The sequence below is a fragment of the Gluconobacter sp. Dm-74 genome (genome assembly GCF_018256135.1).
GTDB lineage: Bacteria > Pseudomonadota > Alphaproteobacteria > Acetobacterales > Acetobacteraceae > Gluconobacter > Gluconobacter cadivus.
The window spans coordinates 80328-105332 of sequence record NZ_JAERLX010000008.1; the positions used below are offsets into that span (position 1 = coordinate 80328).

At 55.6% G+C, this 25005-nt stretch carries 19 protein-coding genes; 1 reads left to right on the forward strand and 18 read right to left on the reverse strand.

The window, feature by feature from the left end; genetic code table 11:
• The 11 genes from JK208_RS11675 to JK208_RS11725 all read right to left on the reverse strand — a co-directional run bounded on the left by JK208_RS11675 (position 1) and on the right by JK208_RS11725 (position 13501).
• Positions 1–1464, reverse strand: coding sequence for a PepSY domain-containing protein (locus JK208_RS11675; RefSeq protein WP_211576326.1), 1464 nt, complete (start codon positions 1462–1464; stop codon positions 1–3).
• Positions 1461–1763 (reverse strand): hypothetical protein, encoded by a 303-nt coding sequence (locus tag JK208_RS11680; RefSeq protein ID WP_211576327.1) that lies wholly within the window; start codon positions 1761–1763, stop codon positions 1461–1463. Before JK208_RS11680 ends, JK208_RS11675 begins: the two co-directional genes overlap by 4 nt.
• Positions 1747–3942 carry a TonB-dependent siderophore receptor gene (locus tag JK208_RS11685; protein WP_211576328.1) on the reverse strand — a complete coding sequence of 732 codons (2196 nt, stop codon included), beginning with the start codon at positions 3940–3942 and terminating at the stop codon, positions 1747–1749. The genes JK208_RS11680 and JK208_RS11685 overlap by 17 nt, the downstream gene beginning before the upstream one ends.
• A gap of 183 nt (positions 3943–4125) precedes the next feature.
• The gene (locus JK208_RS11690; protein ID WP_211576329.1) at positions 4126–4899 is read right to left on the reverse strand and encodes an SDR family NAD(P)-dependent oxidoreductase; all 774 of its coding nucleotides are present in this window, start codon (positions 4897–4899) and stop codon (positions 4126–4128) included.
• 18 nt (positions 4900–4917) lie between these two features.
• Entirely contained in the window at positions 4918–6021 is a 1104-nt protein-coding gene (locus JK208_RS11695; protein ID WP_211576330.1) for an ABC transporter ATP-binding protein, read from the reverse strand.
• Positions 6022–6074: 53 nt separating this feature from the next.
• Positions 6075–6902 (reverse strand): carbohydrate ABC transporter permease, encoded by an 828-nt coding sequence (locus JK208_RS11700; protein ID WP_211576331.1) that lies wholly within the window; start codon positions 6900–6902, stop codon positions 6075–6077.
• A 1-nt stretch (position 6903) separates the two neighbouring features.
• Complete coding sequence (locus JK208_RS11705; RefSeq protein ID WP_211576332.1) at positions 6904–7812, reverse strand: carbohydrate ABC transporter permease; 909 nt, start codon at positions 7810–7812, stop codon at positions 6904–6906.
• A 26-nt stretch (positions 7813–7838) separates the two neighbouring features.
• Positions 7839–9167, reverse strand: a complete 1329-nt coding sequence (locus JK208_RS11710) for a sugar ABC transporter substrate-binding protein (protein WP_194262863.1) — start codon at positions 9165–9167, stop codon at positions 7839–7841.
• Between the two features lie 74 nt (positions 9168–9241).
• Positions 9242–10888, reverse strand: coding sequence for an FGGY-family carbohydrate kinase (locus tag JK208_RS11715; protein ID WP_211576333.1), 1647 nt, complete (start codon positions 10886–10888; stop codon positions 9242–9244).
• A gap of 465 nt (positions 10889–11353) precedes the next feature.
• Positions 11354–12376, reverse strand: coding sequence for an L-glyceraldehyde 3-phosphate reductase (gene mgrA / locus JK208_RS11720; RefSeq protein ID WP_211576334.1), 1023 nt, complete (start codon positions 12374–12376; stop codon positions 11354–11356).
• A gap of 36 nt (positions 12377–12412) precedes the next feature.
• Positions 12413–13501 carry an LLM class flavin-dependent oxidoreductase gene (locus JK208_RS11725; protein ID WP_211576335.1) on the reverse strand — a complete coding sequence of 363 codons (1089 nt, stop codon included), beginning with the start codon at positions 13499–13501 and terminating at the stop codon, positions 12413–12415.
• 104 nt (positions 13502–13605) lie between these two features.
• Here JK208_RS11725 and JK208_RS11730 point away from each other — a divergent pair, with 104 nt between their 5' ends.
• Positions 13606–14694, forward strand: coding sequence for a Gfo/Idh/MocA family protein (locus JK208_RS11730; RefSeq protein WP_211576336.1), 1089 nt, complete (start codon positions 13606–13608; stop codon positions 14692–14694).
• On the opposite strand, the gene JK208_RS11735 is transcribed toward JK208_RS11730, so the two are convergent.
• From JK208_RS11735 to JK208_RS11765, 7 genes are all read right to left on the reverse strand, one after another.
• Positions 14669–15886: an MFS transporter gene (locus JK208_RS11735; RefSeq protein ID WP_249202125.1), complete on the reverse strand. Its 1218-nt coding sequence runs from the start codon at positions 15884–15886 to the stop codon at positions 14669–14671. The two genes, JK208_RS11730 and JK208_RS11735, sit on opposite strands and share 26 nt — an antisense overlap.
• Before the next feature lie 82 nt (positions 15887–15968).
• Entirely contained in the window at positions 15969–18233 is a 2265-nt protein-coding gene (locus tag JK208_RS11740) for a TonB-dependent receptor (protein ID WP_211576338.1), read from the reverse strand.
• Between the two features lie 621 nt (positions 18234–18854).
• Positions 18855–19535, reverse strand: a complete 681-nt coding sequence (locus JK208_RS11745; protein WP_211576339.1) for a phosphoribosyltransferase — start codon at positions 19533–19535, stop codon at positions 18855–18857.
• Complete coding sequence (locus tag JK208_RS11750) at positions 19532–20794, reverse strand: amidohydrolase (protein ID WP_211576340.1); 1263 nt, start codon at positions 20792–20794, stop codon at positions 19532–19534. The genes JK208_RS11745 and JK208_RS11750 overlap by 4 nt, the downstream gene beginning before the upstream one ends.
• Positions 20794–22569, reverse strand: coding sequence for an adenine deaminase (locus JK208_RS11755; RefSeq protein WP_211576341.1), 1776 nt, complete (start codon positions 22567–22569; stop codon positions 20794–20796). Before JK208_RS11755 ends, JK208_RS11750 begins: the two co-directional genes overlap by 1 nt.
• Positions 22562–23638 (reverse strand): nucleoside hydrolase, encoded by a 1077-nt coding sequence (locus JK208_RS11760; RefSeq protein WP_211576342.1) that lies wholly within the window; start codon positions 23636–23638, stop codon positions 22562–22564. The genes JK208_RS11755 and JK208_RS11760 overlap by 8 nt, the downstream gene beginning before the upstream one ends.
• A 12-nt stretch (positions 23639–23650) precedes the next feature.
• Complete coding sequence (locus JK208_RS11765; RefSeq protein WP_211576343.1) at positions 23651–25003, reverse strand: NCS2 family permease; 1353 nt, start codon at positions 25001–25003, stop codon at positions 23651–23653.
• Positions 25004–25005 lie beyond the last annotated feature (2 nt).

The window sequence follows — 25005 nt, forward strand, 5'->3', positions numbered from 1 at the left end:
TCATGCTGGGAAGGCCGTTGTTTGCAGCGTGCGAAAGGCGGCAAACGCGAATGACGCAGACAGGAGTGCGGCCGTTACACTGACGCCAGCCAGAACGGATGTGTGCCATGGCAGGCTGAGAAGCGAGACCACAAGACACGCAACGGCGCTGCCACCCAGAAGCTCTGGCCATGTCCGTTCTGGGCGGCGGGCCAGTGCGTAAAGCAGGGTAAGGCCCCAGACGGCGAAAAGAGTTGTCACTTCATACCCGGACCGATGCGGCGTCATGGGGCCGATAAGGCGGTTCGCGATGAAAAAGGATGCGAAAGCGAGAGGCGTACCGGCCAGCACACCCACGTTCAGTCGGGCAACGATCCGGTGTCCGCGATGATGGGGACGACGCAGGCGTTTGATCGTCCACAGGTGCATGCCGCTGCCGATCAGGGCTGCAAGCGCAAGGCCGGACAGGAAGTAGAGCCAGCGTGTGAGGCCGGGGGCAAAGCGGGCGACATGCAGCCCGTACAGGAAGGTGTAGGCTTTGAGGACGGGGCGGTGTTCGATGTGTTGTTTGATAACGCGACCCGAAGGCCCATCGAAAGTGATGATTTGTGAGGACGTGCTGACGGTATGATCGTTACCGGCGATCATGGTCACGAGAGAGGCCTGATCGGATGGATTGAACACATAGATCTGTTCCAATCCCGCGCCGCCGAATTTACTTTCGGCCTCCCGCAACATTGGCAGAAAAGGTGCGAGATGGGCGGGATGGCCTGTAGCGGGACGAGAATAGAGAGCCGGGTTAAGCTCGGTATAAGACGCCGTCAGATCATTGCGGTAGAGCGCCTGTGTGCTCCATGGGAGCAGCAGCGTTCCGAGCGTGACGGCACCGGTGAAGGAAATCATCAGGTGAAAGGGTAGGGCTGCGACACCGAGCAAATTGTGCATGTCCAGCCAGCTTCTCTGCCCGCGTGAAGGTCGGAAAGTGAAGAAATCTGCGAAAATGCGCCGGTGGATGATGACGCCGGTCATCAGCCCGACAACCAGCGTAAGGGCCGCGAGTGTGGCGATCAGTCGGCCCAGAGGATAAGGAAGGTGGAGTTCGAAATGAAAGCGGTAGAAGAATTCCCCGCCGAGCGTATCCCTGATACCGTCCGGGCTGCCGGTAATAGGGTCAAGGACGCGCTGGATGTAGTTTCCTTTCGCATCTGGCCATAGGGCCGTTGCAAAAGGCTGAAGCGCGGTCGCGCTGGTAACGTACCATGCGCTGGCGGTAGGGGCGTTATGACTCAGCCAGTCCAGCGCATGTGCGTTCACCATCATCGGATCAGAGGCAGTAACCGGTAACTCCGGTCTGGCCCAGAGATTGATATCCTGTCGGAACACGCTCAGGGCACCGGACAGGGCAATGGCGAACAGGACCCATCCGGTCACGAGGCCCAGTGTGGTGTGGACGAGGGCCATGGAGGCACGGAAGGTGTTTTTCATGGATACCAGCCGTGGCTGAAAACGAAAGCGGCCAAGACGAAGGTCAGAACACCTGCGATTGCTGCCAGCCGTCTAATATTTGCCACACCAAAGGATGCGATGAAGACGACTGGCCATAACAACAGGCCAAGCAGGATCCCGGCCATGGCGTTATCCGCTCTGGAAAGCGGTAGCCAGAATGCAATGCACACGCCTCCCAGCGCGGATAGGATGTATCCGCCCGGAAGCGCTACGACAAAACGCAGGATCGTATCGTAGCGCCAGGTGTGCCCGCTCAGCGGTTTACCAGCTAAAGCCAATATTGGCCTGCGCGTTGCGGCGCTCTCCGTAATAGCAGAATTCCTGACCGTAAGAGGCATAGCTCAGGCAATTAGCGATGAAGTTCTTGTCAAAGAGGTTGCGAACGCTCGCGCCGACATTCCAGCCATGAAGGCTGTGCGACAGGTTGGAGAGGTCATAGCGCACTGACGCATCGAATACCGCATATTGTGGCACCCAGACACTCCCGTAAGATGCTTCGCCGCCATAGGATTTGTTGGAATAGCGCATGCCGCCGCCGAAGCCGAGACCCTTCGCCGGACCGGATGGCATCGTATAGAAAGCGAACAGCGAAGCATTGCCTTTTCCGGACTGGATCAGGGGTTTGCCGGTTGAGTCGTCGTGGACTTTCTGGATGCTGACAGCCGCGGTCAGCACGAGGTTGTGGAACGGTTCGGCATGAGCTTCGAACTCGAAACCATCCGAATGGACCAGTCCACTTTGAGCGCTGTAGCCCGTGCTACCGATCCCGACGAGAACATTTGTCTGTTCAATATGGAAACCTGCGGCGGTAAGAAGCAGCGATGTGCCCGGAAGCTGGTATTTCAGACCGCCTTCAAGCTGCTTGCCGACAGACGGACTGGCCTGATGTACGGTCTTTCCACCATCCGTTGATACATTCCCGGACTGGGGCTGAAAGGATGTCGAGTAGCTGATGTAAGGCGAGAGGCCGAAATCGAAGTGATACAGGCCAGACGCGCGCCATGTGATCTGGCTAGGGCTCTGGTTGGTGGTGGTGTGGGACATGTTGTCGGTCTGGTGGGAACGGTACCAGTCGTTACGCAGGCTCCCGGTCAGGATCAGGCGTTTCCAGTGGATTTCGTCCTGACCATAAATACCGGCCTGATGGGAGTCGGTGTTGTAGTTCACCCAGGGGTTCAGGGGAGCGATGGCCACCTGATAGTTCGGATGGAAAACATTCATGGACGGAGCGTCACCATAGAAGCCGACTTCGGAAGCGCTCTGCTGCATATAGTCGAAGCCGAACATCATCGTGTGGCGCAACGGCCCGGTCCGGACCTTGCCTTTGAACGCGCTGTCAAAAGTCAGATTATGCGTGTGTTCGTTTGTGGCAATGGCTGAGCGGGCCAGCATGTCGTCCTGCCCCGTAACATAATAGCCGCTGTCATAGACGCTGCGATACTGGGTTTTGATATCGTCGTAACGACCGCGGGTGCTGAAGCTCCAGTCATCGTTGAAACGATGATTGAAGATATAGGTGATGGCGCCGTGGCGGCGGTTGTATTTTTCGAACGATGTATCGCCGTCATAGAAATTGCGCGGCAGATAGCCGAAAGGCGCGCGTTTAAGCGAGCCGACCAGCGGAACGCCGCCATAGGTGCCGTTTTCAGGGTCGTACTGATAATTGCCGAGGATCGTCAGCGTGGTCGGGCCATCGCCGCCAAAGGTAAAGGACGGGCTGATCGAGAAACGCCGGCTGCCGGTCCGGGCAAGCTGACTGTGCTGGCCATTGATGGTGCCGTCGAGGCGGTAGCGGACAAAACCGTTCTTCGTTACGAAACCACCGACATCGGCATCCACGCGATACAGATCAAACATGCCGCCGGTTGCGTTGACACTGCCATAGGAGCGCTGGTCCGTGGGCAGTTTGCTGGAGAGCGCGACGAGACCACCCGGGCTGGACTGGCCGTAAAGAGCAGAGGCCGGGCCTTTGAGAATTTCAATGCGATCCAGACGTGACGTGTCGGTCTGGGCGGTAGCGTAACCGGTCGGGCTGTCCTGAAGTTTCAGGCCATCAAGGAACGTCGGGGCCGAAAACCCGCGCAGAGCGAACTGGTCATAGCGCGTCCCGACGCCTCCGCCGCGAAGGTCCGCTGTAATGCCTGCGGTGTAGCGGACGGCCTGATTGAGGTTCAGGACGTTGCGAATATCCATTTCGTTGCGGGTGATAACCGTGACCGACTGGGCCGTTTCGACGAGCGGTGTGTCCGATTTGGTTGCGGAAGACGCGATCGTCGAGGCGCGGCGGGCGCGGACTTTGAGCGTTTCAACCGTTTTGGCTTGTGTTCCGGCGGTATCGGTTTTTCTCGTTCCGGAACGCTGGGACTGTTCAGGCGTGACATTCTGGTCGGCTGCGAAGACTTCTCCACTCATGACGAGGGAGAGGGGTATCGCGTAAAAAATCCTGTTGCGGTGCATACCCGACCTCAAATGACTGTTCATGCTGGTGCGTGATCAGAGGCTGGTATCGTTATTGCGAGTTAGTTGCAAGTAGAAGGATTTAAAATAAGGCTCTGAAAGATTTTATCATGGAAACGAAGTGTTACGGTTCTTGCGTGGAAGGGAAATCCGGGCAGTTTTCTGCCGCCCGGACCAGCGGATTCACCAGACGGTAAATCCTGCATCCACGTTCACGATTGCGCCCGTCATGAGGCTTGCGGCATCAGAGGCAAGGAACTGCACGACCGAGGCGACTTCATCGGGCTGGCCGACACGTCCCATCGGGGTTCCGGCAATCCAGGCGTCGTAAAGTTCCGGCTTTTCCATACCGAAGCGCGTAAGGGTGGTTTCAATATAGGTGGGGGCGACGGCATTGGCGCGGATGCCATGAGGTGCCCATTCGGCAGCCAGCGAGCGGATGTACTGGTGAACACCGGCCTTGGATGCGTTGTAAGCAGCCTGCTGCTGCGGGCGGTTCACGATCAGGCCGGACATGGAGCCGATGGCGACGATCACACCTTTTTTCTGTTCAAGCATGATGCGGCCAGCGGCCTGACAGGAGCGAAACATGCCGTTGAGGTTGATGTCGACCTGTTTGAGCCACTGCCCATCCGTCATGTCCTCGGCCTTGACCTCGGAAATGCAGATCCCCGCGCAGGCGACCAGAATGTCCAGACGCCCTTCTTTTTCATGCACGCTGCTGACGGCGTTCTGCACGCTTTCCGTTTTTGTGACGTCCATTGCAACGCTGCTGACATCATAGCCCTGATCGCGAAGATCCTGGACGGCCTGCGCTGCAAGGGTTTCGTCGAGATCTGCGATGACGACACGGGCGCCTGCTTCTGCAAGGGCCGTGACGCAGGCCAGACCGATGTTCTGTGCACCGCCGGTGACGATGGCGACGCGGTTATCGAGGCGGAATTTTTCCATGTACATTGTGGATGATCCAGAAAATCAGGCTGCGAGGGGATGGCGGTGACAGGCTTCGAAAGCCACACCGTCGGGAGCAAAAAGGTGACAGTTTCGTGGCGGCAGCGTCAGGCTGACGCGGGTGTCCACATCCGTGAGGACGGCGCCATCCGTCTGGACGACGATGATTTCGCCGTCTGGCATGCGGACATGAACGAGGGTGATGGCGCCGAGGCGTTCAATCACCTCCACGACGCCGCTATTGGGGCCTGAAGACGCCAGTTCGACGTGTTCGGGGCGAATGCCGACCGTCACCTTTGTTCCGGGCAGAAGGCCGGGGGACGTGACGGGAACGTAGAGGCTCGACCCATCCCGGAGTTGCACGCTTGATCCAGCAGCGTCGCCACCCTGGAAAATGGCCGAGAAGAAGTTCATGGGCGGAGAACCGATGAAGCGGGCCACGAACAGGTTACGCGGGTGATGGTACAGTTCGAGCGGGGAGCCGATCTGTTCGACCACCCCTTTCTGCAGGACGACGATCTTGTCGGCCATGGTCATGGCTTCGACCTGATCATGCGTCACATAGATCGTGGTGGCGCCGAGCTTGCGGTGCAGGGCGGAAAGTTCGACGCGCATCTGACCGCGCAGGGCGGCGTCGAGATTGGAGAGCGGCTCGTCGAAGAGAAAGACTTTCGGATTGCGCACAATGGCGCGTCCGATGGCAACGCGCTGGCGCTGACCGCCGGAAAGCTGCCCCGGCTTGTGGTTCAGATAGGGTTCAAGCTGAAGCGTACGGGCGACATGCTCGATTTTTGCACGGCGCTCGGCTTCCGGCATACCGGACAGCTTCAGGCCGAATTCCATGTTCTTGTAGACGTTCATATGCGGGTAGAGAGCATAGGACTGAAAAACCATCGCCAGACCGCGCTTGCCGGGCTCCACGTCGTTGACGCGCTGGCCGTCAATGAGCAGATCGCCCGATGTAATGTCTTCCAGTCCTGCGATCATGCGCAGGAGTGTGGATTTTCCGCAGCCCGACGGGCCGACGAAGACCACGAATTCGCGTTCTTCAATCGACAGGGAAATGCCCTTGATAATTTCTTCCGTAAGATACGTCTTGCGGAGGTTTTTGAGTTCGACAGTCGCCATGGGTCAGGCCCCGTTCGTGCAGAAAAAGTGAAGGGAGTGAGCCGGGATCAGAGTCATTTGACGGCTCCGAAGGTCAGGCCGCGGACGAGCTGTTTCTGGCTGATCCAGCCGAAAACGAGGATCGGGGCGACGGCAAGAGTGGAGGCTGCGGACAGTTTTCCGAAGAACAGTCCTTCGGGAGACGAGAACGACGCGATGAAGGCTGTCAGCGGAGCGGCGTGCGAGGACGTCAGGTTCAGGGACCAGAATGCCTCGTTCCAGCACAGGATGAACGACAGGAGTGCTGTAGACGCAATGCCGGGCAGGGCAAGCGGCAGCAGCACCATCGTCATTTCCTGCCAGCGTGTGGCGCCGTCCATCCGGCCCGCTTCGAGAATAGGCGCAGGAACCTCGCGGAAGAACGTGTAGAGCATCCACACGATGATCGGCAGGTTCGTGAGCATGTCTAAGATCGCAAGGCCGGTGCAGGTGTCGAGCAGATGCGTGTTACGCGCCAGAATATAGATCGGCACCAGAACGCCCACGGGGGGCAGCATCCGGGTCGAGAGCATCCAGAGCAGGGTGCCGCGGGTGCGCTTTGAAGGCATGAATGCCATTGAATAGGCAGCGGGAACAGCCAGCGCGATGGCGATGGCTGTCGCTCCGACCGAGACGATCACGGTATTCAGCGCGAAGTGCCAGTAATTGGCGCGTTCAAACACCTCGGCATAGCTGCTCAGTGTGGGCATGAAGAACAGCTTCGGCGGCGTGGAAATCGCCTGAACCTCGCTCTTGAAGCTCGTGAGGATCATCCAGAAGATCGGAAAGAACAGCCAGAGTGCTATCCCCCATCCAAGAATGGTCACGCCGATCCGGGTGCTGGTTTTTGTCTTGAGCGCCATGTCAGGCCTCCAGATTGCGGGCTACGGCGCGCACCAGAAAGATTGCAACGATATTGGCGATGACGATTGCGACCACGCCGCCCGCTGAAGCACCGCCCACATCGAACTGAAGCAGGGCGCGGGAATAGATCAGGTAGGCAAGATTGGTAGAGGCCACGCCGGGTCCGCCCGCTGTGGTGACGGAGATTTCGGCGAAGATCGTCAGCAGATAGATCGTCTCGATCATGACCACGACGCTGATGGCGCGGCCCAGATGCGGCAGAATGATGTAGCGGAAACGCGCGATCGGCCCCGCGCCATCCATGCGGGCGGCTTCACGCTGCTCACCGTCCAGCGACTGTACGGCCGTCAACAGGATGAGAACCGCGAATGGCAGCCATTCCCAGGCGACGATCATCATGACCGTCATGAGCGGAAACCGCGCCAGCCAGTCGATCGGGGTGAGGCCCACGGCCCGCATCATGGCGGAATAGACGCCGTAGATCGGATGCAGCATCAGGTTTTTCCACAACAATGCGGAGACCGTGGGCATGATGAAGAATGGCGAAATGACCATGATCCGGGCAATGCCCCGGCCGAAGAACTCCTGATCGTACAGAACGGCCAACAGCGTTCCGCCGCCGATGCTGATCACCAGAACACCCGCGACGAGGACGAGTGTGTTCAGCAAAGCGTGCAGGAAATCGGGGTCGGTCAGCAGGTACCAGTAATTGTCGATGCCCGCGAAGCCATGCAGCGTGGGGTCGACGAGGTTATAGTTCTGTAGCGAGTACCACAGCGTCATGACGAGTGGGACGATCGACCAGACCAGAAGGATCAGAACGGACGGGGAGAGGAGCAGGAATCCTGTCCTCTTCGCGGTCTGTACTGTCGCCCCTGCGGGCGGGATGTGTTCGAGAACGGCCTGCATGGTATCTTAACCTTGATCGGGCGGCGTTATCGCGCGCGGCCGGACTGACGGAGTGCGCGGGTGATCGAAGCCTGAGCAGATGTCAGTGCCTGATCGACCGTCATCTGGTCGGACAGGGTTGCTGCGACCGTCTGACCGACCTGAGTGCCGATGGACTGGAACTCGGGGATCGCGACGAACTGGGCACCCGTATAGGGGCGGGGCTGTGCGGTCGGGCCGTTGGGATCAGCAGTCTTGATGGCGTTCAGGACGAAAGACGCAAAGGGAGCGGCCTTGAGATATTCGGGGGCAGCATAGGTTGAGGCGCGTGTTCCCGGAGGGGCTGCAACCCAGCCTTTCCGTTCAGCCACCAGCTTCACATAATCCTTGGATGTGGCCCATGCGATGAAGGCTTGTGCGTCTGCGCTCTGATGAGAACTGACGGGCACAGCAAGGCTCCAGCTCCACAGCCATGTCGGGCCTTTGCCATAGGGGCCTTTGGGGGCAGGAGCGAAGCCGACCGTGTTTGCAACCTGTGATTGTTTGGGGTCGAACAGCAGACCGCCCGCGACCGTGGAATCAATCCAGATTCCACAATGACCGCTGGCGAACAGGGCAAGATTTTCGTTGAAGCCATTGGACGTGGCACCCGGAGGACCATCCGCCTTGAGGGCGGAGACATACCAGTTCAAGGTTGCTTTCCAGGCGTCGGATGTCAGGGTTGGCTTCCACGACATATCGAACCACTGCGCCCCGAACGTATTGGCGAGCGAGGAAATATACGCCATGTTTTCGCCCCAGCCGGGCTTGCCACGCAGACAGATGCCATAGACCTGATTGGGCTTGTCCGTGATCTTGTCCGCAAACTGGCGGATCTGGTCGTAAGTGGGCTGTTCAGGCATTGTCAGACCCGCTTTCTGGAACAGATCCTTGCGGTAATAGGTTATGACGCTCTCAGCATAGAACGGCAGGGCGTAGAGCTTGCCCTCCGCGCTGAGGCTTTCGCGTACGGACGGCAGGATGTCGTTCATGTCATAGGCGTCATCGGGCTTGATTTCCGTGAGCCAGCCCTGTTTGGCCCAGATCGGCACCTCGTAATTGCCGATGGTCACGACATCGAACTGGCCGGTTTTCATGGCGATGTCGGTCGTGACGCGCTGGCGCAGGACGTTTTCTTCAAGCGTGACCCAGTTCAGGTGAATGTCTGGATGGGCTTTTTCGAATTCCGTCGAAAGCTGACGCATGACGATCATGTCGCCGTTGTTCACGGTGGCAATCGTGAGCGTTCCAGCGGCTTGTGCACTGGAGAGGACAGAGCCGGCGAGCAGGGCGCCAAGGGCGCAGAGGACTGTGCGGGTGGATTTCAGACGAAGCATGGGCGTTGACCTCTGGAAAAGGGGTTCTGGCAGATTGCGAACAAGGGACTGAAGAAAAAAGGCAGGGCCTGTTCTCAGGCGGCGGCCTCCTTTTCCAAAACGTCGCGCATTTGCTGACGCCAAGTGATCTGGTTCATGAGCATGTCGTGCGCGATGCTGCGTTTGGCGGCGTGATATGTGGCGGTGCAGTCGTCCGGGACGATCTCGTCTCCTGCATGGCTCATTCGTGCCATGGCCTGCCGCAGATCAGGGTAGGCCCCGCTTGCGACGGCCCCAAGAATAGCGGCTCCCAAAAGAACAGAATCAGGCTCTGCGGGGAGCAGAATACGGCACCCGGTTGCATTGGCGTGTTCGCGCAGGAAAACGGGGTTCTTGGTGCTGCCGCCGGTCGCAAGGATTGTGTCGATCCGGTAGCCCTTGGCGTTCAGGGCGTCGATGATATCTTTCGTGCCGTAAGCGAGGCCCTGCACTGTGGCGAGATAGAGCCGCGCCAGATCATCGAGCGTATCAGAGAGCGTCAGACCGCTGATCATGCCCCTCAAAGCCGGATCGGCATGGGGCGAGCGGTTTCCGTGAAAATCCGGAAAAACATGCAGGTCGGACGTGATTGTTCCCGGCAGTGCCTCGGCTTCAAGCGTCTCAATCCGCGCGTTCAGCAGCGCATATACGCTTGTTCCGGCTTTTTCTGCTTCTTGCTTGAGGGAAGCGCCAAGGCGATGACTGGAAATAACGAAGTCGATCAACGAGCCTGTAGATGACTGACCCGCCTCATTGAGCCACATTTCGGGGATCATGGCGTTCCAGTAAGGCCCCCAGACACCAGATACGAAACGTGCTTCTTTAGAGACCGCCATATGGCAGCTCGAAGTCCCGCAGATCAGGGAGATTGAGCGCTCAAGTTGCTCATCTGATAAAGACCCTTCCGTATTGAGTCCGAACAGACCGATGCCACCAGCATGGGCATCAATGGCAGAGACGCCCACGGGGATGCCGGGTGTCAGTCCCATTTCAGAAGCAGCTTGAGCGCTCAAGCCAGAATCCAGAGTGCCGCCCAACGGACGCACATCATTTCCGATCCGGCTGAAATTGTCAGACGCAAGATCTCCCAGACCGACAGACTGAAAATATCCTTCGTCCCAACGGTTTTCGTGGGCGAGATAGGTCCATTTGCAGGCTGTCGAACAGGCAGAGCGGGAGAGGGACCCTGTTGCGCGCCATGTCAGAAAGTCTGGCAGATCAAAGAAATGGGCTGCCTGATCGTAGATATGGGGAAGGTGCCGCTTCAGCCAGAGCAGCTTTGGCGTTTCCATCTCAAGAGAAATCGTACCGCCGACATAGCGAAGCACATCATGACCCCCACGATTGATGTCCTGCGCTTCCTCAAGGGCACGGTGATCCGCCCAGAGGATGATGTTCTGCTCTGGTGCTCCGTCCGGATCTATCGACAGGGCATGGCCGTCCTTATCAAGGACGACAAGAGAGCAGGTTGCGTCGAAACCAATTCCGGTAATGCGATAAGGCCCCTCAAGCATTGCCAGCGCGTTACGGGTCGCCTGGCAGATGGCGGACCAGATATCAGCGGAAGATTGCTGCGCGTAGCCTGCGCGTGGTGTCCATGTCTGGATCTTCTGGACGAAAGACGCTTTCTTCTGCCCCTCGAGGGTGAAGAGGCCTGCCCGGGCGCTCCCTGTTCCGACATCAATTCCAAGAACCAGATCCATAAACGACACCCAGACCCTATGAAGCAGAGAGTGGGCATGACGAGGTAGCCATGCCCAAGGTTTCATACGATCTATTTTGTGATTGAATGTCACACTATGACCGCAATAACTATCTCTAATTATGTTACATATAACGGTATGGGTGTCCATAAGGGTATGAGATATTTTTCTCTCCTCCTGTAAGATGTGATTTTTCGGCCTCAGAAGCTTGTTCTTGCGAACGGAGGCAGTTTGCGGTTTTGGTAATATCAAATCTGCTTTTGTTGAGAGCAATAAATGCTCAACCGGTTGTTATGGGAAATTATAAATGCAGACAGTGTGTATCTTGAAAAGAATTATATATATTATGGAACGATAATATATCAGAAGATTATAGAAATTGAGATCTGATTGTATTTCTTGATGAGCTATAATTTGGTTCGTCGGGATGATCCGACGAACCTGCTTGAGATGGTAAGTATCTCTTTATTCGGAGAGGTTGCGCCAGAGATCGATATGTCCTTCGCGGGCATACTGGTCGATCAACTTCAGTTCATCCGTGTTGAAAGACTGATTTTTCAGGGCATCCAGTGAGTCGTCAAGCTGCTGAACGTTGCGTGCGCCAATAAGGGCGGAGGTGACCCGGGGATCGCGCAGGATCCAGGCAATAGCCATCTGTGCGAGGGACTGTCCGCGTTTTCGTGCAATGTCATTCAGAGCCCGGACATGTGCGATATTGTCCTCTGAGAGCATCGCCTGGACAAATGAGTCCCCAATGGCCGCGCGCGAGTTTTCCGGAACGCCGTTGAGATATTTGTTGGTCAGAAGTCCCTGAGCCAGCGGAGAAAAAGCGATACATCCAACGCCAAGGTTTTCGAGCGTATCGAGCAGTTCCACCTCAACCCAGCGATTGAGCATCGAATAGGACGGCTGATGGATGAGGAGCGGTACGCCTTCAGCCTTCAGGATAGCAGCGGCCTGTTTTGTTCGCTCCGGACCATAGGAAGAAATACCGACATAGAGTGCTTTGCCCTGGCGGTGCATCTGCACCAGAGCGCTCATTGTCTCTTCAAGTGGGACATCCGGCGTTGGGCGATGTGAGTAAAAAATATCGACGTAATCGAGCCCCATTCTCTGGAGGCTTTGGTCGAGAGAGGCGAGAAGGTATTTGCGGGACCCGCCGTTACCATAAGGGCCGGGCCACATATCCCATCCGGCTTTTGAAGAAATAATCATTTCGTCGCGGTGGGCCGCAAAATCCTTTTTGAGGATCGTGCCGAAATTCTCTTCGGCAGAGCCGTAGGGCGGTCCATAGTTATTGGCCAGATCGAAGTGCGTTACGCCACGATCAAAGGCGCGCCTGATGACGGCACGACCTGTCTCGAATACGTCAGTGCCTCCGAAATTGTGCCACAAGCCAAGAGAAATGGGCGGCAGGTCAAGGCCGGAGCGGCCACAGCGACGAAAGGTCGCTGTTTCATAACGGGAGGGGTTTGGTGTCCAGGTCATGCGGCTTTCCTTTTTGTACGTATCGTGATGCTGGCTTCAGTCAAACCGGGAGAGTGAAGCATGGTTCAGATGTGGCAAGACGTGCCGGGCGAACAGGTCGCATTCGCTCTGATGAGGGTAGCCTGACAGAATGAAGGCTTCCATCCCGAGTTCCTGATAGGTGCGCAGCTTGGCCAAAATCTGGTCGGGAGTGCCGACCAGGGCAGCACCACAGCCAGACCTTGCCCGGCCAATGCCGGTCCACAGAATGTCTTCGACATAACCCTCGCTATCGGCGCGATCCCTGAGTTCACCTTGCCGGAGCACTCCGGCAGTCACAGCATCAAGCGAACGGTTGCGAATGCTGGCGCCGGTAGAGGCGTCCAATTTGGAAACAAGTCGGGCGGCGGCGGCGCGCGCCTCTGCCTCGGTATCCCGAACAATGACATGCACGCGATAGCCGAATTTCAGGGTGCGGCCGTGTCGGACAGCACGGGCCCGCATGTCAGTGACGACATCCCGAACGCCTTCGAGGGTATCGGGCCACATCAGATAGACATCGGCCGCTGCCGCTGCCGTTTCACGGGCGGCTTCGGAAAGACCGCCAAAATAAAACAGAGGAGACTTGCCACCGTAACCCTGCAAGCGAGGCGGGGCGATGGACAGCTTGTAAAACTCTCCCTGGGTTTCGACAGGCTGACCGTTCAGGAGGGCTCGCAGGATATGCATGTATTCCAGGGTACGCCTGTAGCGCGGGGCACTTTCCAGCGTTTCGCCCGGAAGATCTGACGAGATGATGTTGATGTCGAGCCGACCTTCGGTCATCTGGTCGAGCGTGGCAATCTGTCTTGCTTGCTGAGGGGGCCAGACCTCTCCGCAACGAATGGCTGTCAGCAGTTTCAGGCGACGCAGCAGGGGAGCCATCCCACCGGCAAAAGCGATTGTATCCAGTCCCAGATTGTATCCTGAAGGTAAAAGGATACGGTCAAAACCTCCTTTTTCCGCGCCCAGAACGATATTTCTGCAATGCTCCCAAGACGACTGGAGTGCCTTGTCCGGGACACCGAGAAATTCGTAGTCATCATCACACAGCGCAGAGAACCAACTGACTTCACAGGATGGAGTTGAGGCGGAGGGAACTGGCATCTGAAGACCTAATCACTAAATAATAATGTTTAATACTTATTTACCACTTTGATGAATTGATGTATAGCGCGCTTCACGATATTAACAACAACACGTGGCGGACAATGCGTTTCATTCTCGTTGGTACCGGCCTTATGGCTCAGGAACATATCCGTAATCTGGCGCTTGTGCCCGGAACACGCGTCGTTGCACTTGTCGATCCCGAACTCTCTTCCATCGTATGGGCAAAAGAGAGTCTGCGAACCAGCTTCGGTGAGGATGCCGCAGATATCCCGGCTTATGCCGACGTTTTATCCATGCTTGCGGTGACTGAGGCTGATGCGGTGATTGTTGCCTCGCCGAATTACACGCATCACGATGTGCTTTTACCCCTGCTCGATACGGATCTTCATATTCTTTGCGAAAAGCCGCTTTGCACAACAGTGGCGGACGCCGCTGACATTGTCGCGCGGACAGATGGACGCAAGGGTATTTTCTGGGTCGGGATGGAATACCGGTTTATGCCCCCTGTCTCACGCTTCATTGCTGATGTGCACGAGGGCAGGATCGGTGTTTTGAAGCGGCTGGCTCTCCATGAGCACCGCTTTCCGTTTCTGGCCAAGGTTGGAGACTGGAACCGCTTCAACCGCAATACGGGCGGTACGATGGTCGAAAAATGCTGTCACTTTTTCGATCTTATGACCTGTATCGTATGTGCCAATCCTGTCAGCGTTTTCTGTTCGGGAGCGGCGGACGTCAATCATCTTGATGAGCGTTATGACGGTCAGACGCCTGATATCATCGATAACAGTTATACCATTGTCGATTTCGACAACGGCGTACGCGCCATGCTGGATCTGTGCATGTTCGCAGAAGGGGCGGACGAACAGGAGCAGCTTGTGGCGATTGGGGATCGCGCAAAGCTTGAGGTGGGTATCCCGTCCGGGATCAAGGTTTTCTCCCCCCGCGTTCCTGTAGGTGAGCCCAAAGCCGTTGTGCGGGAGACGATTGAAGTCCGCGATGACGTGCTTGCTGCCGGACATCATCATGGGGCGACTTACTTCCAGCTCCTGGCGTTTCTGGATGCTGCCGCTGGGCGCGCACCTGTTCAGGTAACGGCCGCAGACGGTCTTCTGGCCGTAAAAATCGGGACGGCAGCCGAGATCAGTGCCCGGGAAAAACGGATGGTCAGACTGTCGGAACTGGACGGTTAAGGTCAGGACTGGCGGACCGGGCGAGAAGTTTCCGCACGGGCGCAAAAAGCGCCAGTGCGAGCCACCCCAGAATATAGGCGACAGCACAGTAAGCGAAAATGGGCTTCATTGACTGACCTGGAGCCGCAAACTGCCCCAGAAGGTGCAGCATGAGCGCGCCGCCGATATTTCCCGCAAAAGCGCCCACACCCGTTGCACGCCCAGTCATTCGTGTAGGAACCCACTCGGTAATGAACCCGAACAGATTGGTAGCAAAAGCCTGATGAGCAGCCAGAGTCAGCCCGCAGACTGCAATGCCAAGAGTCAGGCTGGACGTTGTGAGCAGAAGAGGGAGCGGCAGGGCGCACAAGGCGGCGAAAGCCATAATGGCGCGTCGTGCTGTTTCATGTCTGTACCCGGCCCGAGTCAGGAAAAAAGGCGCGTACCCTCCCAAAATGGAGCCAATCCCTGCCATGCCATACGCTACGGCCAGAGGAAAACCCATGGAAGAGGGCTCAAGCGCAAAGCGCCGATGGAGCAGGTCGGGTAGCCAGAACAGCAGGAACCACCACACCGGGTCTGTAAGAAATTTTCCTAATGCAAAGCCTGTGACACAGCGCCACGCGGGAAGGGCGCTGGGCTCCGCATGACCCATTGCCGAGGTCTGTGTTTCGCTGTCGTTCACGCGGGCGAAACGGAACCAGAGCAATGCGCAAAGCAGTCCTGAAGCCCCAACCGCGATAATTGTGCCGCGCCATCCCAGTATGGGGAACAAAAGAGCCACAATCAGAGGTGTGCTCATTGCGGCCAGATTTGGGGCTGCATTGAGCAGGCCGATCATGCGACCCTGAGCATCACGGGGGAATGTCGTTCTGATGGCCTTCATGCTGGCGGGTGTGCCCACACCCTCAAACAGTCCTAGAGCGATCCGGACGGCCAAAAAGCCGCTGACACTCCGCACCGCAGCATGCAGGATAGTCGCAAGGCTCCATCCTGTCAGACCAAAACCCAACGTCTTTTTTATTCCCAGACGATCGACAACCCACCCGCTGACTAGCAGACTGACAGCGATGGTCGCTTGTGACCATGAGGAAATTGACGCGTAGTCTGCAGCAGTCCAGCCGAAAATACGGTCCAGTTCAGGCTTGAGCAAAGCGAGAATCTGTCGGTCTGCGTAGGCGATGATACCAATCAGAAACAGCAGAGAGGGCATTAGGACGGACAGTCTTTCTGTTGTGTCCGGTTGTGCTGTTTCTGATTCCTGTGATGGACTGAAGAGCCGTCTGATCATTGGCTCAGAAGTCCTTGTGCAGGGTAAAGCCACCATAACGGCCGTAATCGCGCGGAAGCCAGTTTACGACACCTCCCAAACTCCCATAGCCCATATAAGAGGCGTAATGTGTATTGATGGCGTTACGCATGATGAGCGTAAGACGCAACCGATGCTTCTTGTCCTCGATCGTCGTGCTCATGTTCCAAATTCCATAAGCTTTCTGGATGGTGTCGGGCGTTTCCGTCAGCGAATACTGGGTACGGCTTTGCCATGTGTAATCGCTGTCGAGAGAGAGCGTGAAACGATCATTCAGTGGTCGCGTGTAGTCTGCATTCAGGACAAGTTTCCAGCGCGGTGCAAAAGGTAGCGGCTGGCCGTTTACATTGCAGGAGAGAGGCGCACCAGCAGGGCAATTGAAATGATCGACCGTGGCATAGGTATAGGCAAAATTGCCTCCAACGGTCAGATAGCGGAAGGGGCGTGCGGTAATGTCCCCCTCTACGCCTTTGCTGGAAACTGTTCCTGCATTGATAAGGCGCGTAACGGTCGCACCCGCAACGGTATCCAGAAAATTGGCCTGATAGTTTGAAAAATCTTCAATGAAAGCTGCGAAATTCGCTGTAATCCTACGATGCAGGAACTGTGATTTCAGGCCAATTTCAAAGCTGTTATTTTGTTCTGGCCGTAGAGATTTTGCATCGGTGTTCTGCATATTGAAGAACACGTTATAAGCTGGTCCCTTATAGCCATGGGAGTAAGTGAAATAGGTATGGATATCGTGGCTGATGTCGTATTGCAGGCCGATCCGGTCTACATATCCGTTGTGAGCTGTTGAGCCATTGGAAGAATAGTCTGGACGGATGCCCGTTACCGCCGCGGCGGATGTCGATGTGCGGTTGAAGCGGTAATCCAGATCGTCTCTCAAAAGTCGAAGCCCCAGAATGGCCCTGAAATTCTTTGTGAAGTTCAGATTGCCTTCTGCAAAGACCGCGTAATTGTTTCCGGTGGTTCCGAAATTTGCATGTCCGGAAGTGGATGTTCCTCCATAAGGCTGTAAAGACCGATCATATGTCTCTGAATCAGAGGTATGAAGATAATACAGACCACCGACGTAATCGAAAAAATGGCCTTTCGGGGAGGCAATACGTACCTCTTGTGACGCCTGCCAGAAGTCCAGCCACCCATGATCAGCGAGTTGCGGCAGGGAAGGGTACGGCTGAGACAGTTGATCGTAATCTTGATCCTGTGTGTTCTGCCAGCGCCGGTAGGCGGAAATGGAAGTCAGAGTATAAGCGCCAAACTTCCGATCAAGCGTGATTGAAGCCCCCCCATTGTGATCAATGGATTTGCTCAGGGTATTGTTGCTGACGCGTGTATTGTTCGATGAAGGATTAATGCCTTCGGCACTTAGAGCCTGCGCCAGAGCGGCATTGTTCGTCACTGTTCCTGTAGGGTAGGCAACATGTGAGGTCGATGAAAAGACTCCATTGGGAACGGCATCGTTGGAATACATATAATCCAGTCCAAGGGTAACCCGTGTCTGGTCGTCTGGCGTCCATGCCAGCTTCGTTCTCGCCCCTCGATGCTGATATCCATTAACGGTTTCGCTGTTGTACACATTACGAACATTTCCAGTATAGCCGCCTACCAGAAAAGATCCATTGGCAGTCAGTTTTGAGGGAATAAGTGTGCCCGAAGCTCCAGCACTCAGACGATATTCGTCGCCCGAAAAATAGGACGCATCAGCATGGGCATGAAAGGCTTCTGTGGGCGCTGCAGTGACGATATTCACCGCGCCTGCCGAAGCATTTTTACCAAACAAAGTGCCTTGGGGCCCCCTTAATACTTCAATATGCTCAAGATCGAGAAGATCCGCAGTGGCCTGACCCGAGCGGGCCAGGACAACGCCGTCCAGAACGGTGGAGACAGAGGGTTCTACGCCTGGAGAGGTGGAAATGGTGCCTATTCCACGCACAAAAACTGTTCTATCTTTTGAGGAAGCGCTTGTTCGGAAATTGGCTGACGGGATGAACTGGAAAATGCCCTGAAGATCATGAACATTGTTCCGTGCAGCATCTTTTGCAGTAAAAACAGACGTGGCAACCGGGACTTTCTGCAGAGGCTCGCTCCGACGACGGACAGTGACAGTAATTTGTTCTTCACCACCTGAAAGCGTTGTTGAAGGACCTGTATTTTGTGGTTTTTCCTGCTTTTTCTTTATCCGAGAAGATGCAAATTCTGACGCATCTGCCTGCCCCGTGGTTAATCCCAGACCTGCGATGACCATCAGGGGAACGATGCATTTCGCATATGGAATTTGCCGTAGAGTGAGGAGAGGCAAAGAACGATGTGAGTATTTCACTATTCTATCTCGGATTTAAGATTTTATATCTTTATCCAACTATCATAGCGAGAGATAAAAAAATACACGCGAACGTAATGTTTTATAAAAAATAACATTATATAATGGTTATTAACGTCTTTTGGCAATATCCCACTATGGATTGATATTTTTATAGAACTTGAAAGGATTGTTACGGGACATTCCGGTATAAGCACGCATGTCTTGGGAGTGACAGTCCAGATTACGTTCACAAAAGACCTGACCCAAAGCCTTACGGCGGCGAGGGGGAGGAAACTTCTCAGGGCAAGGCACTCTCGTCGGAACGGATCGCAAAATGCGGCTATGGTCTGTAACGCCGCCAGTCTGTTTTCTATGGACCACCGCAGCTTTTGCGTGATGGAATGACCGGCAGGATCTCGTGCATCAGCAGATATTGGCGGAAACGATTATTTGTTATCGCTCCGGTCGGCCAGCATGGCGTTGGGGTTCTATAGCGGCAGAGCCATTAGGGCACCTCACAGGTCCTGTTCAGCCCAACGTCCGCGCTTAGACGGCAGAAGCGTATCAATCAGAGCTCTCTGTTTGAGGGGGGTATTTTTGTTCAATCCAGCCCTCTGTCGTGTGCTCAAAAAGGGGGGAGGAGAAGCAGCTTAGAACAGGAAAAGAAAAGCGGTTCTTCCAACGATCACTTTGCGTCATGACACAAAGGCCTCCGATGGGTGAGACGCCTGCTGCCGCAAGAATATTGACACCGGCAGCCAATGATTGCCCCGTACTGACTACGTCATCAACGATGATGATTTTCTTGGCTGCGTGGAGCAACGGAAGCAAGTTGGGGTCAAGGTAGAGGTTTTTAGTATTGTCTGGACTGGTAATGGACGAAAGGTTCGCAGAAAGCGTGTCTTTATACCAGAATTTTCGCGATGTGCTCAGTGGCACATATCGTGGCAGTCCACACCCACGGGCGACAGCCGCAGCCAGTCCTAGACCCAAAGTCGGCATACCGACTACCAGATCCGGCTTCAGTGAGTGGGCCAGATTGACCAATTCTGCACACAACACATCCATCACTTCAAAGGATGTCTGATTGACCAGAAGGGATGAGACCGCCTGCTTTCCATTCGGTAGAGTACGCAGAGGGAGGTCAAGATTCCGATTTCCTGCACGAACCCTGTAACGATCGGTATAGGGGCTGCTCAGTGCAACATCCGGTGCGAAAACCTGCCAGAAAGGAAGTGTGCTCATGCTGGCAGTTCCACAAATTTTGAAAGAACCGATACGGCTCTGTGCAATACAGTCTCGTCAAAATCAAACAGGCTGGCATGATGAGGGGCAGTAATATCTGCCCCGAACAGGCAATAACCAGCTTTGCCCCCGCGCTCCTGGACGCGCTGCATCATGAAGGTTGCGTCATCACCTCCACCTATCGGCCAGCTCTGAATAACGGCGGCACTTTCTGTGCCAAGAATCGCATCTCTCAAACGCTCCATAATCTCCGGGTCGGACTGAGCGCTGATAGCCGTTCCGTAAATGTCGATTTTGACTTCAATGCCCTGAGTCAGAGCCGCGCCTTGCAGGGTGCGCGTTGCGCCGTCTGTCAGGCGACTGAGGCCTTCGCGGGTTGAAGCACGCAGTTCAAGTTCGAGATAGGCCTGATCTGCAATGACGTTCCGGGCACGGCCGGCTTGTAACAGACCCACGTTAATCCTCGTATCAGACTGTCCATCGCGAGGTAGCGCATAAAGACCAGGAACGGCGATAGCCGCAGCGAGCAGGGCGTTCCGGCCTTCCTCAGGGCACATCGCCGCATGAGCCGCTTTGCCCGTGAAGGTCACATTCCACTTTTCCGCCCAAAGAAAACCATCAGCCGTCAGGGCAATCTGCCCGCTTGGAAGCTGGCAGCCAAGATGAGTGGCCAGAAAACGGTCGACATCATCTAGAAGTCCACTCGAAACGATCGGCTGGGCTCCGCGCCCTCCTTCTTCCGCAGGCTGGAAAATAAACCGGAGTGTTCCCTTCCATTCTGCTTCTGGACGCGACAGTTTTTCTGCGACAGCCAGCCCTATAGCCGTATGACCATCATGGCCGCACGCATGCATCCGCCCTTCGTGTCGAGACCTGAAATTGCCCAGAGCCGGAGAATGATGTGATGATGAACTTTCGTGGACGGGGAGGGCGTCCATATCAAAGCGAAGAGCAACAACCGGGCCTTCACCACGCCGAATTTCTCCGCAAACAGCCGTCTGGCCACCGGGCATTCTTGTCAGCCAAAAAGGGTCTGCTCCATTTGCGAGGGCATCTTTTTGGGCAGCCTGAATATCTTCTTCTGTAGGCAATCCACGAACATCGTTCATGGACATGATCTCCGGCCCAACCCTGACAGAATAACCCAATTCTGTCAGGCGTTGAGCGACAAGTGATGCCGTTCGGTATTCAAGAAAGGCTGTTTCGGGAAAACTGTGGAGATCGCGCCGCATGGCCGTTACGTCGTGGGGAAACGTCATCAGGCAGTCTCCATGACCATGCTGGTGATGATTTCACCTGTCATACCATCCGTAATCCCCAGATCTGTAACGTGTGGCCCGGGATTGCAGGCGAGAGAGGCGCCCGTCACCAGCTTGATCATGGCGGTCGGACCGTCCCATGTTGTCGCCGCTGCTGCGGCATCCCGAACGGCTGTAAACTGATGACTGACAATTTCCAGATTTTCCGGAGAAAGCAGCCCGCACACAGGAAGTGGAACATGAGCAATAATTTTACCGTTCCGTGCGACTGCCATGCCCCCATCACTCGCAATAAGAGTGTTGGCTACAAACGCCATATCTTCCGGATTTTGACCGAAAATCGCAAGATTATGGCTATCATGAAGGATCGTTGTGCCGATCGTGGCTGACCAGTCTCCCCATCCTTCAAGTATGCCGAGCCCGGGTGGCCCGTTTTCCCCATAGCGGTTGAAAACAGCCATGAGCGCAGCGTCAGGTGGCAGGACGAGATGGCCCGCTTCAACGCTCATTTCCCGTTCTCCCCACTGAGTGGTGCGGGGTGTACGGACAGTTCGAACACGGACTTTCGTGGCATCGGCCACCGCAATCTGAAAATCTTCAGGGGTGACAGGCGCGTGGTTTATGGTTTTGAGCGGAAGTCTTGGCAGCTCAGTCGGGAGGCCAATCAGAAGCGTTCCGTGTGACGCAGCATGGATGCCGGATGTGAAAACCTCCAGAGGCGTAAAATCTGAAAGGTTGTTGAAAACTACCAGATCCGCCCGGCGGCCAGCTGCAACAAGGCCAAGATCTCGCCGTTCAAGGCGCATCGCTGCATTCAACGTTGCGCAACGTAGGGCATCCAGAGGCTGCATTCCTAAAGAAACGAGGCATCTGAGATGATGAATCATTCCCCCACGGCGCAACAGATCATCTGGAAAAACATCATCCGTACAGAGCGTGACGGTTTGTGGAACGCAGCCCAATTCTTCAAAGGCCGCAATCGCTTCAGGCAGGATATTTTCATGGGAAACTCGCAACTCCAAGGTCATACCGGATCGGAGTTTTTCCAGAATATCAGCTTTAGACGTCAGCTCATGGTCTGACTCTATGCCAGCAGCCATAAACGCCTGAAGGTCTCTGCCTTTGAGGTTTCGTGCATGGCCACATATCAGTTTTCCGCTTGTAAGGCCGGCGTTGACAATACTCTTCATGCGAGGTGAGCCCGTGATGACGCCTCGCATATCCATCACTTCAGCAACACCGATCACTTCAGGCCAGGATAGCATCTCTGCCATGGCCGTTTCGTCAAAGACGGCACCAGAGCGTTCCAGCCCCGGTGCGGACGGTACACAGGACGGGGCTTCGACCAGAATGCGGAGAGGAAGGCCTTTGGTGGCTTCAATGGCCCATTTCACGCCATCCAGACCGCTGGCATTTCCGATTTCGTGCGGGTCCCAGCATACGGTCGTCGTTCCTTGCGGTACGACGGTTTTTGCGTAGATCCGGGGGGTAATCATGGAACTCTCGATATGCATATGAGAGTCAATAAGTCCTGGCGCGATCACTGCACCTGCGAGATCGAAAATCTTGAGGGCATCCTGACGCTGACCCGTTGGGTGTGTGCTGGCAATCAGCGGCCCAATCAACCCGACATCAGCGTTACGCAGTTCTCCCGTCGCAACGTCAGCAATCTTTCCATTCACAAGCAGAATATCGAAAGGCGCCCGCCCGGTTGCTGCATCCACGGCGCGTGTGCGCAGTTCAGGCGAGGTCAGAGAAGAGCTGACATCAATCATGCGTACTGATCCGATTGGCTGCGTCTACAAACGTCTGGATGAAACGAGGCGTATCGACTGCTGTGACAATTCGGACGGGGCGCTCACCAATGTGGGGGCGGGTGCTATCAGGCCATACATGAGCGTATCCGTAATTCGGACCATGCGTCAGGTCGACTGTCATGTATGCCGTTACGCTATGTGTCATCAAAGTCGGATCTAGGGCGATAGCCGCGGCCAGTTCATCCCACATGGGTTGTGGGCGGAAATAGCGCTTCAGATAATCTGACACAGGCCCAGGATGGAGTGTGGCTTGGTCGCGGATTTCAGGTGTCATGCGAATGGGATTGGCGACTGCCCCGATCGAAATCACTTCTGGAAATGGCGCTTCCAACGCAATGGCAGCGGCTTCCGGGTCAAACATGAAGTTGAAATCGGTATAATAATCCGCACTATCCGTAACTTGGGAAAGGTTGCCATCAACGATAGCCCCCATAAAAACGAGCCTGCGACAGAGTGAGGCGAATTCTGGATCCAGCTTGATGGCAAGAGCGACGTTCGTCATGGGGCCGGCTGCGAGAAGAGTGACCTCATGAGGATGTTCATGGACCTGGCGGATAAGAAACAATGCGGCCTTCTCCGGAGAGACAGGGCGGTTTGGCATTCCTTCTTTGAGTGTTTTGATCTGAGGCTGAAGGTCAGGAGCATCTCCACGCCATGCGCCCTTCCATGGCATCTTACCATTGGATTTTTCCCAGGCTAGAAGACGTGGGCGTGAGTTGACCAATGGCTGCGTTGCACCTGGCACGACAGGCAATTTCGCCGGCGCAGAGGCTATTTCCAGAAAGCGTGACAGGTGGGCAACCGCTTCGTTTTCCCAGCCATCTCCAACCACGACTGTAAAGCCAAGGAGGGTTGCTTTGTCTGGTTGCCCCAGCAAGGGAATGACGGATTGGATGTTCGTTCCGCCCGGACCCGCGAAATCGTTGTCGATGATGACATAATTGCGTGTCGGCGTTGTCTGGGCCTGAGCGAAAGTCAGAGAAGAAAAGCCGAGCAGAAGAACTGAAAGGCGAAGTCTGGAAAACATGGAAAAATCCCCTCAGCCGTGACGGCCATGCATCTGGGCTGAAACAGCAAAAAACATAATGAAAATCACGCATAGACCCCACACGACTGGCGATACTGCCCGCCCGCGGCCGGTTGCGAGAGCCATGGTTGCGTATGAGAATGTTCCGATGGCCATGCCGTTGATGAGATTGCCGGTCAGAAGAGCGATAATGAATGTCAGTGCGGCAGGAGCACTTTCCTTGAGGTCGGACAGATCCAGATGGCGGACTCCCTGAAACATCATCATTCCCACCATGAGGAGAGAAGGCGCTGTTGCCTGAGGTGGAATGATCATGAACAAAGGCCACAGGAAAAGTGCTGTAACGAACCCTCCTGCTATGACCAGAGCCGTCAGGCCGGTTCGACCGCCAGCATGAACCCCTGTGATGGATTCAGAATAGACCGTTACAATCGAGGTTCCCAATACTGGGGCCAGAATACTTCCGGCAGCATCTGTTATGAAGGCTTCTCGGGCTCTAGGAATGCGACCATTTTCCGACACCATTCCTGTCGCGGTTACAACGCCCAGCAGGTTTGCGAGCGTGCCGAACAGTTCAGTGCAGAGGAAAAAGAACAACATCGGCAGGACGTAGAAGATGTGATGCACGAGATAGAGTGGTTCGAGCTGGAAAGCCGTTTCATGGGGCATGCGGGGAAGCGCAAAGATATGTGTGGGCCAGGGCGTGATGCTTCCACCTTTGCCGTCGGGAAGAAAAAGCCCGACAAAGGTTAGAGCAATAATGGAAATGATCAGGGCACCTGGGACCCGTCTGGCGACAAGAACTGGTGTGAGGATAAAGCCAGCCAGTGTCATGAGCACTCTGGAATTGGTAATGGGCCCCATGGACACAAAGGTAGAGGGACTGGGGACAACAAAGCCGGAATTGCGCATTCCGATGAACATGATGACCAGACCGACCGCAACCTGAATACCGATCCGGAGTGTATCAGGGATCTCCTGGGCAATGCGCTCGCGAATGCGTGTCAGGCTCATGAGCATGAAAATCAGCCCCGTCAGGCAGACCAATGCAAGAGCTGCCTGCCAGGGAACGCCCATCTGTTTGACCAGAATGATCGCAAAGACCACATTCGATCCCATGGCCGGCGCGACGCCAAGGGGAAGGTTTGCCAGAAGCCCCATCAGGGTTGTGCTGAAAATTGCAATCATGCATGTGGCGCTCAGGACGCTTGCGCGGTCCATGCCGGCTTCCGCCATGATCATGGGATTGACTGCAACGCAGTAGACCATTGCGGCGAAGGTTGTCAGGCCAGCAATAACCTCACGGCCAGCGGTTGTTCCGCTGGCCGTGAGGTTGAAAAAACGATCAAGACGGGCGTAAAACATCC

What these genes read in the sequence shown, in the direction of transcription:
- JK208_RS11675 (WP_211576326.1), bottom strand. Translation starts at nt 1,464, where the DNA reads ATGAAAAACACCTTCCGTGCCTCCATGGCCCTCGTCCACACCACACTG.
- JK208_RS11685 (WP_211576328.1), bottom strand. Translation starts at nt 3,942, where the DNA reads ATGCACCGCAACAGGATTTTTTACGCGATACCCCTCTCCCTCGTCATG.
- JK208_RS11690 (WP_211576329.1), bottom strand. Translation starts at nt 4,899, where the DNA reads ATGTACATGGAAAAATTCCGCCTCGATAACCGCGTCGCCATCGTCACC.
- JK208_RS11695 (WP_211576330.1), bottom strand. Translation starts at nt 6,021, where the DNA reads ATGGCGACTGTCGAACTCAAAAACCTCCGCAAGACGTATCTTACGGAA.
- JK208_RS11700 (WP_211576331.1), bottom strand. Translation starts at nt 6,902, where the DNA reads ATGGCGCTCAAGACAAAAACCAGCACCCGGATCGGCGTGACCATTCTT.
- JK208_RS11705 (WP_211576332.1), bottom strand. Translation starts at nt 7,812, where the DNA reads ATGCAGGCCGTTCTCGAACACATCCCGCCCGCAGGGGCGACAGTACAG.
- JK208_RS11710 (WP_194262863.1), bottom strand. Translation starts at nt 9,167, where the DNA reads ATGCTTCGTCTGAAATCCACCCGCACAGTCCTCTGCGCCCTTGGCGCC.
- JK208_RS11715 (WP_211576333.1), bottom strand. Translation starts at nt 10,888, where the DNA reads ATGGATCTGGTTCTTGGAATTGATGTCGGAACAGGGAGCGCCCGGGCA.
- mgrA (WP_211576334.1), bottom strand. Translation starts at nt 12,376, where the DNA reads ATGACCTGGACACCAAACCCCTCCCGTTATGAAACAGCGACCTTTCGT.
- JK208_RS11725 (WP_211576335.1), bottom strand. Translation starts at nt 13,501, where the DNA reads ATGCCAGTTCCCTCCGCCTCAACTCCATCCTGTGAAGTCAGTTGGTTC.
- JK208_RS11730 (WP_211576336.1), top strand. Translation starts at nt 13,606, where the DNA reads ATGCGTTTCATTCTCGTTGGTACCGGCCTTATGGCTCAGGAACATATC.
- JK208_RS11735 (WP_249202125.1), bottom strand. Translation starts at nt 15,886, where the DNA reads ATGCCCTCTCTGCTGTTTCTGATTGGTATCATCGCCTACGCAGACCGA.
- JK208_RS11740 (WP_211576338.1), bottom strand. Translation starts at nt 18,233, where the DNA reads ATGGTCATCGCAGGTCTGGGATTAACCACGGGGCAGGCAGATGCGTCA.
- JK208_RS11745 (WP_211576339.1), bottom strand. Translation starts at nt 19,535, where the DNA reads ATGAGCACACTTCCTTTCTGGCAGGTTTTCGCACCGGATGTTGCACTG.
- JK208_RS11750 (WP_211576340.1), bottom strand. Translation starts at nt 20,794, where the DNA reads ATGACGTTTCCCCACGACGTAACGGCCATGCGGCGCGATCTCCACAGT.
- JK208_RS11755 (WP_211576341.1), bottom strand. Translation starts at nt 22,569, where the DNA reads ATGATTGATGTCAGCTCTTCTCTGACCTCGCCTGAACTGCGCACACGC.
- JK208_RS11760 (WP_211576342.1), bottom strand. Translation starts at nt 23,638, where the DNA reads ATGTTTTCCAGACTTCGCCTTTCAGTTCTTCTGCTCGGCTTTTCTTCT.
- JK208_RS11765 (WP_211576343.1), bottom strand. Translation starts at nt 25,003, where the DNA reads ATGTTTTACGCCCGTCTTGATCGTTTTTTCAACCTCACGGCCAGCGGA.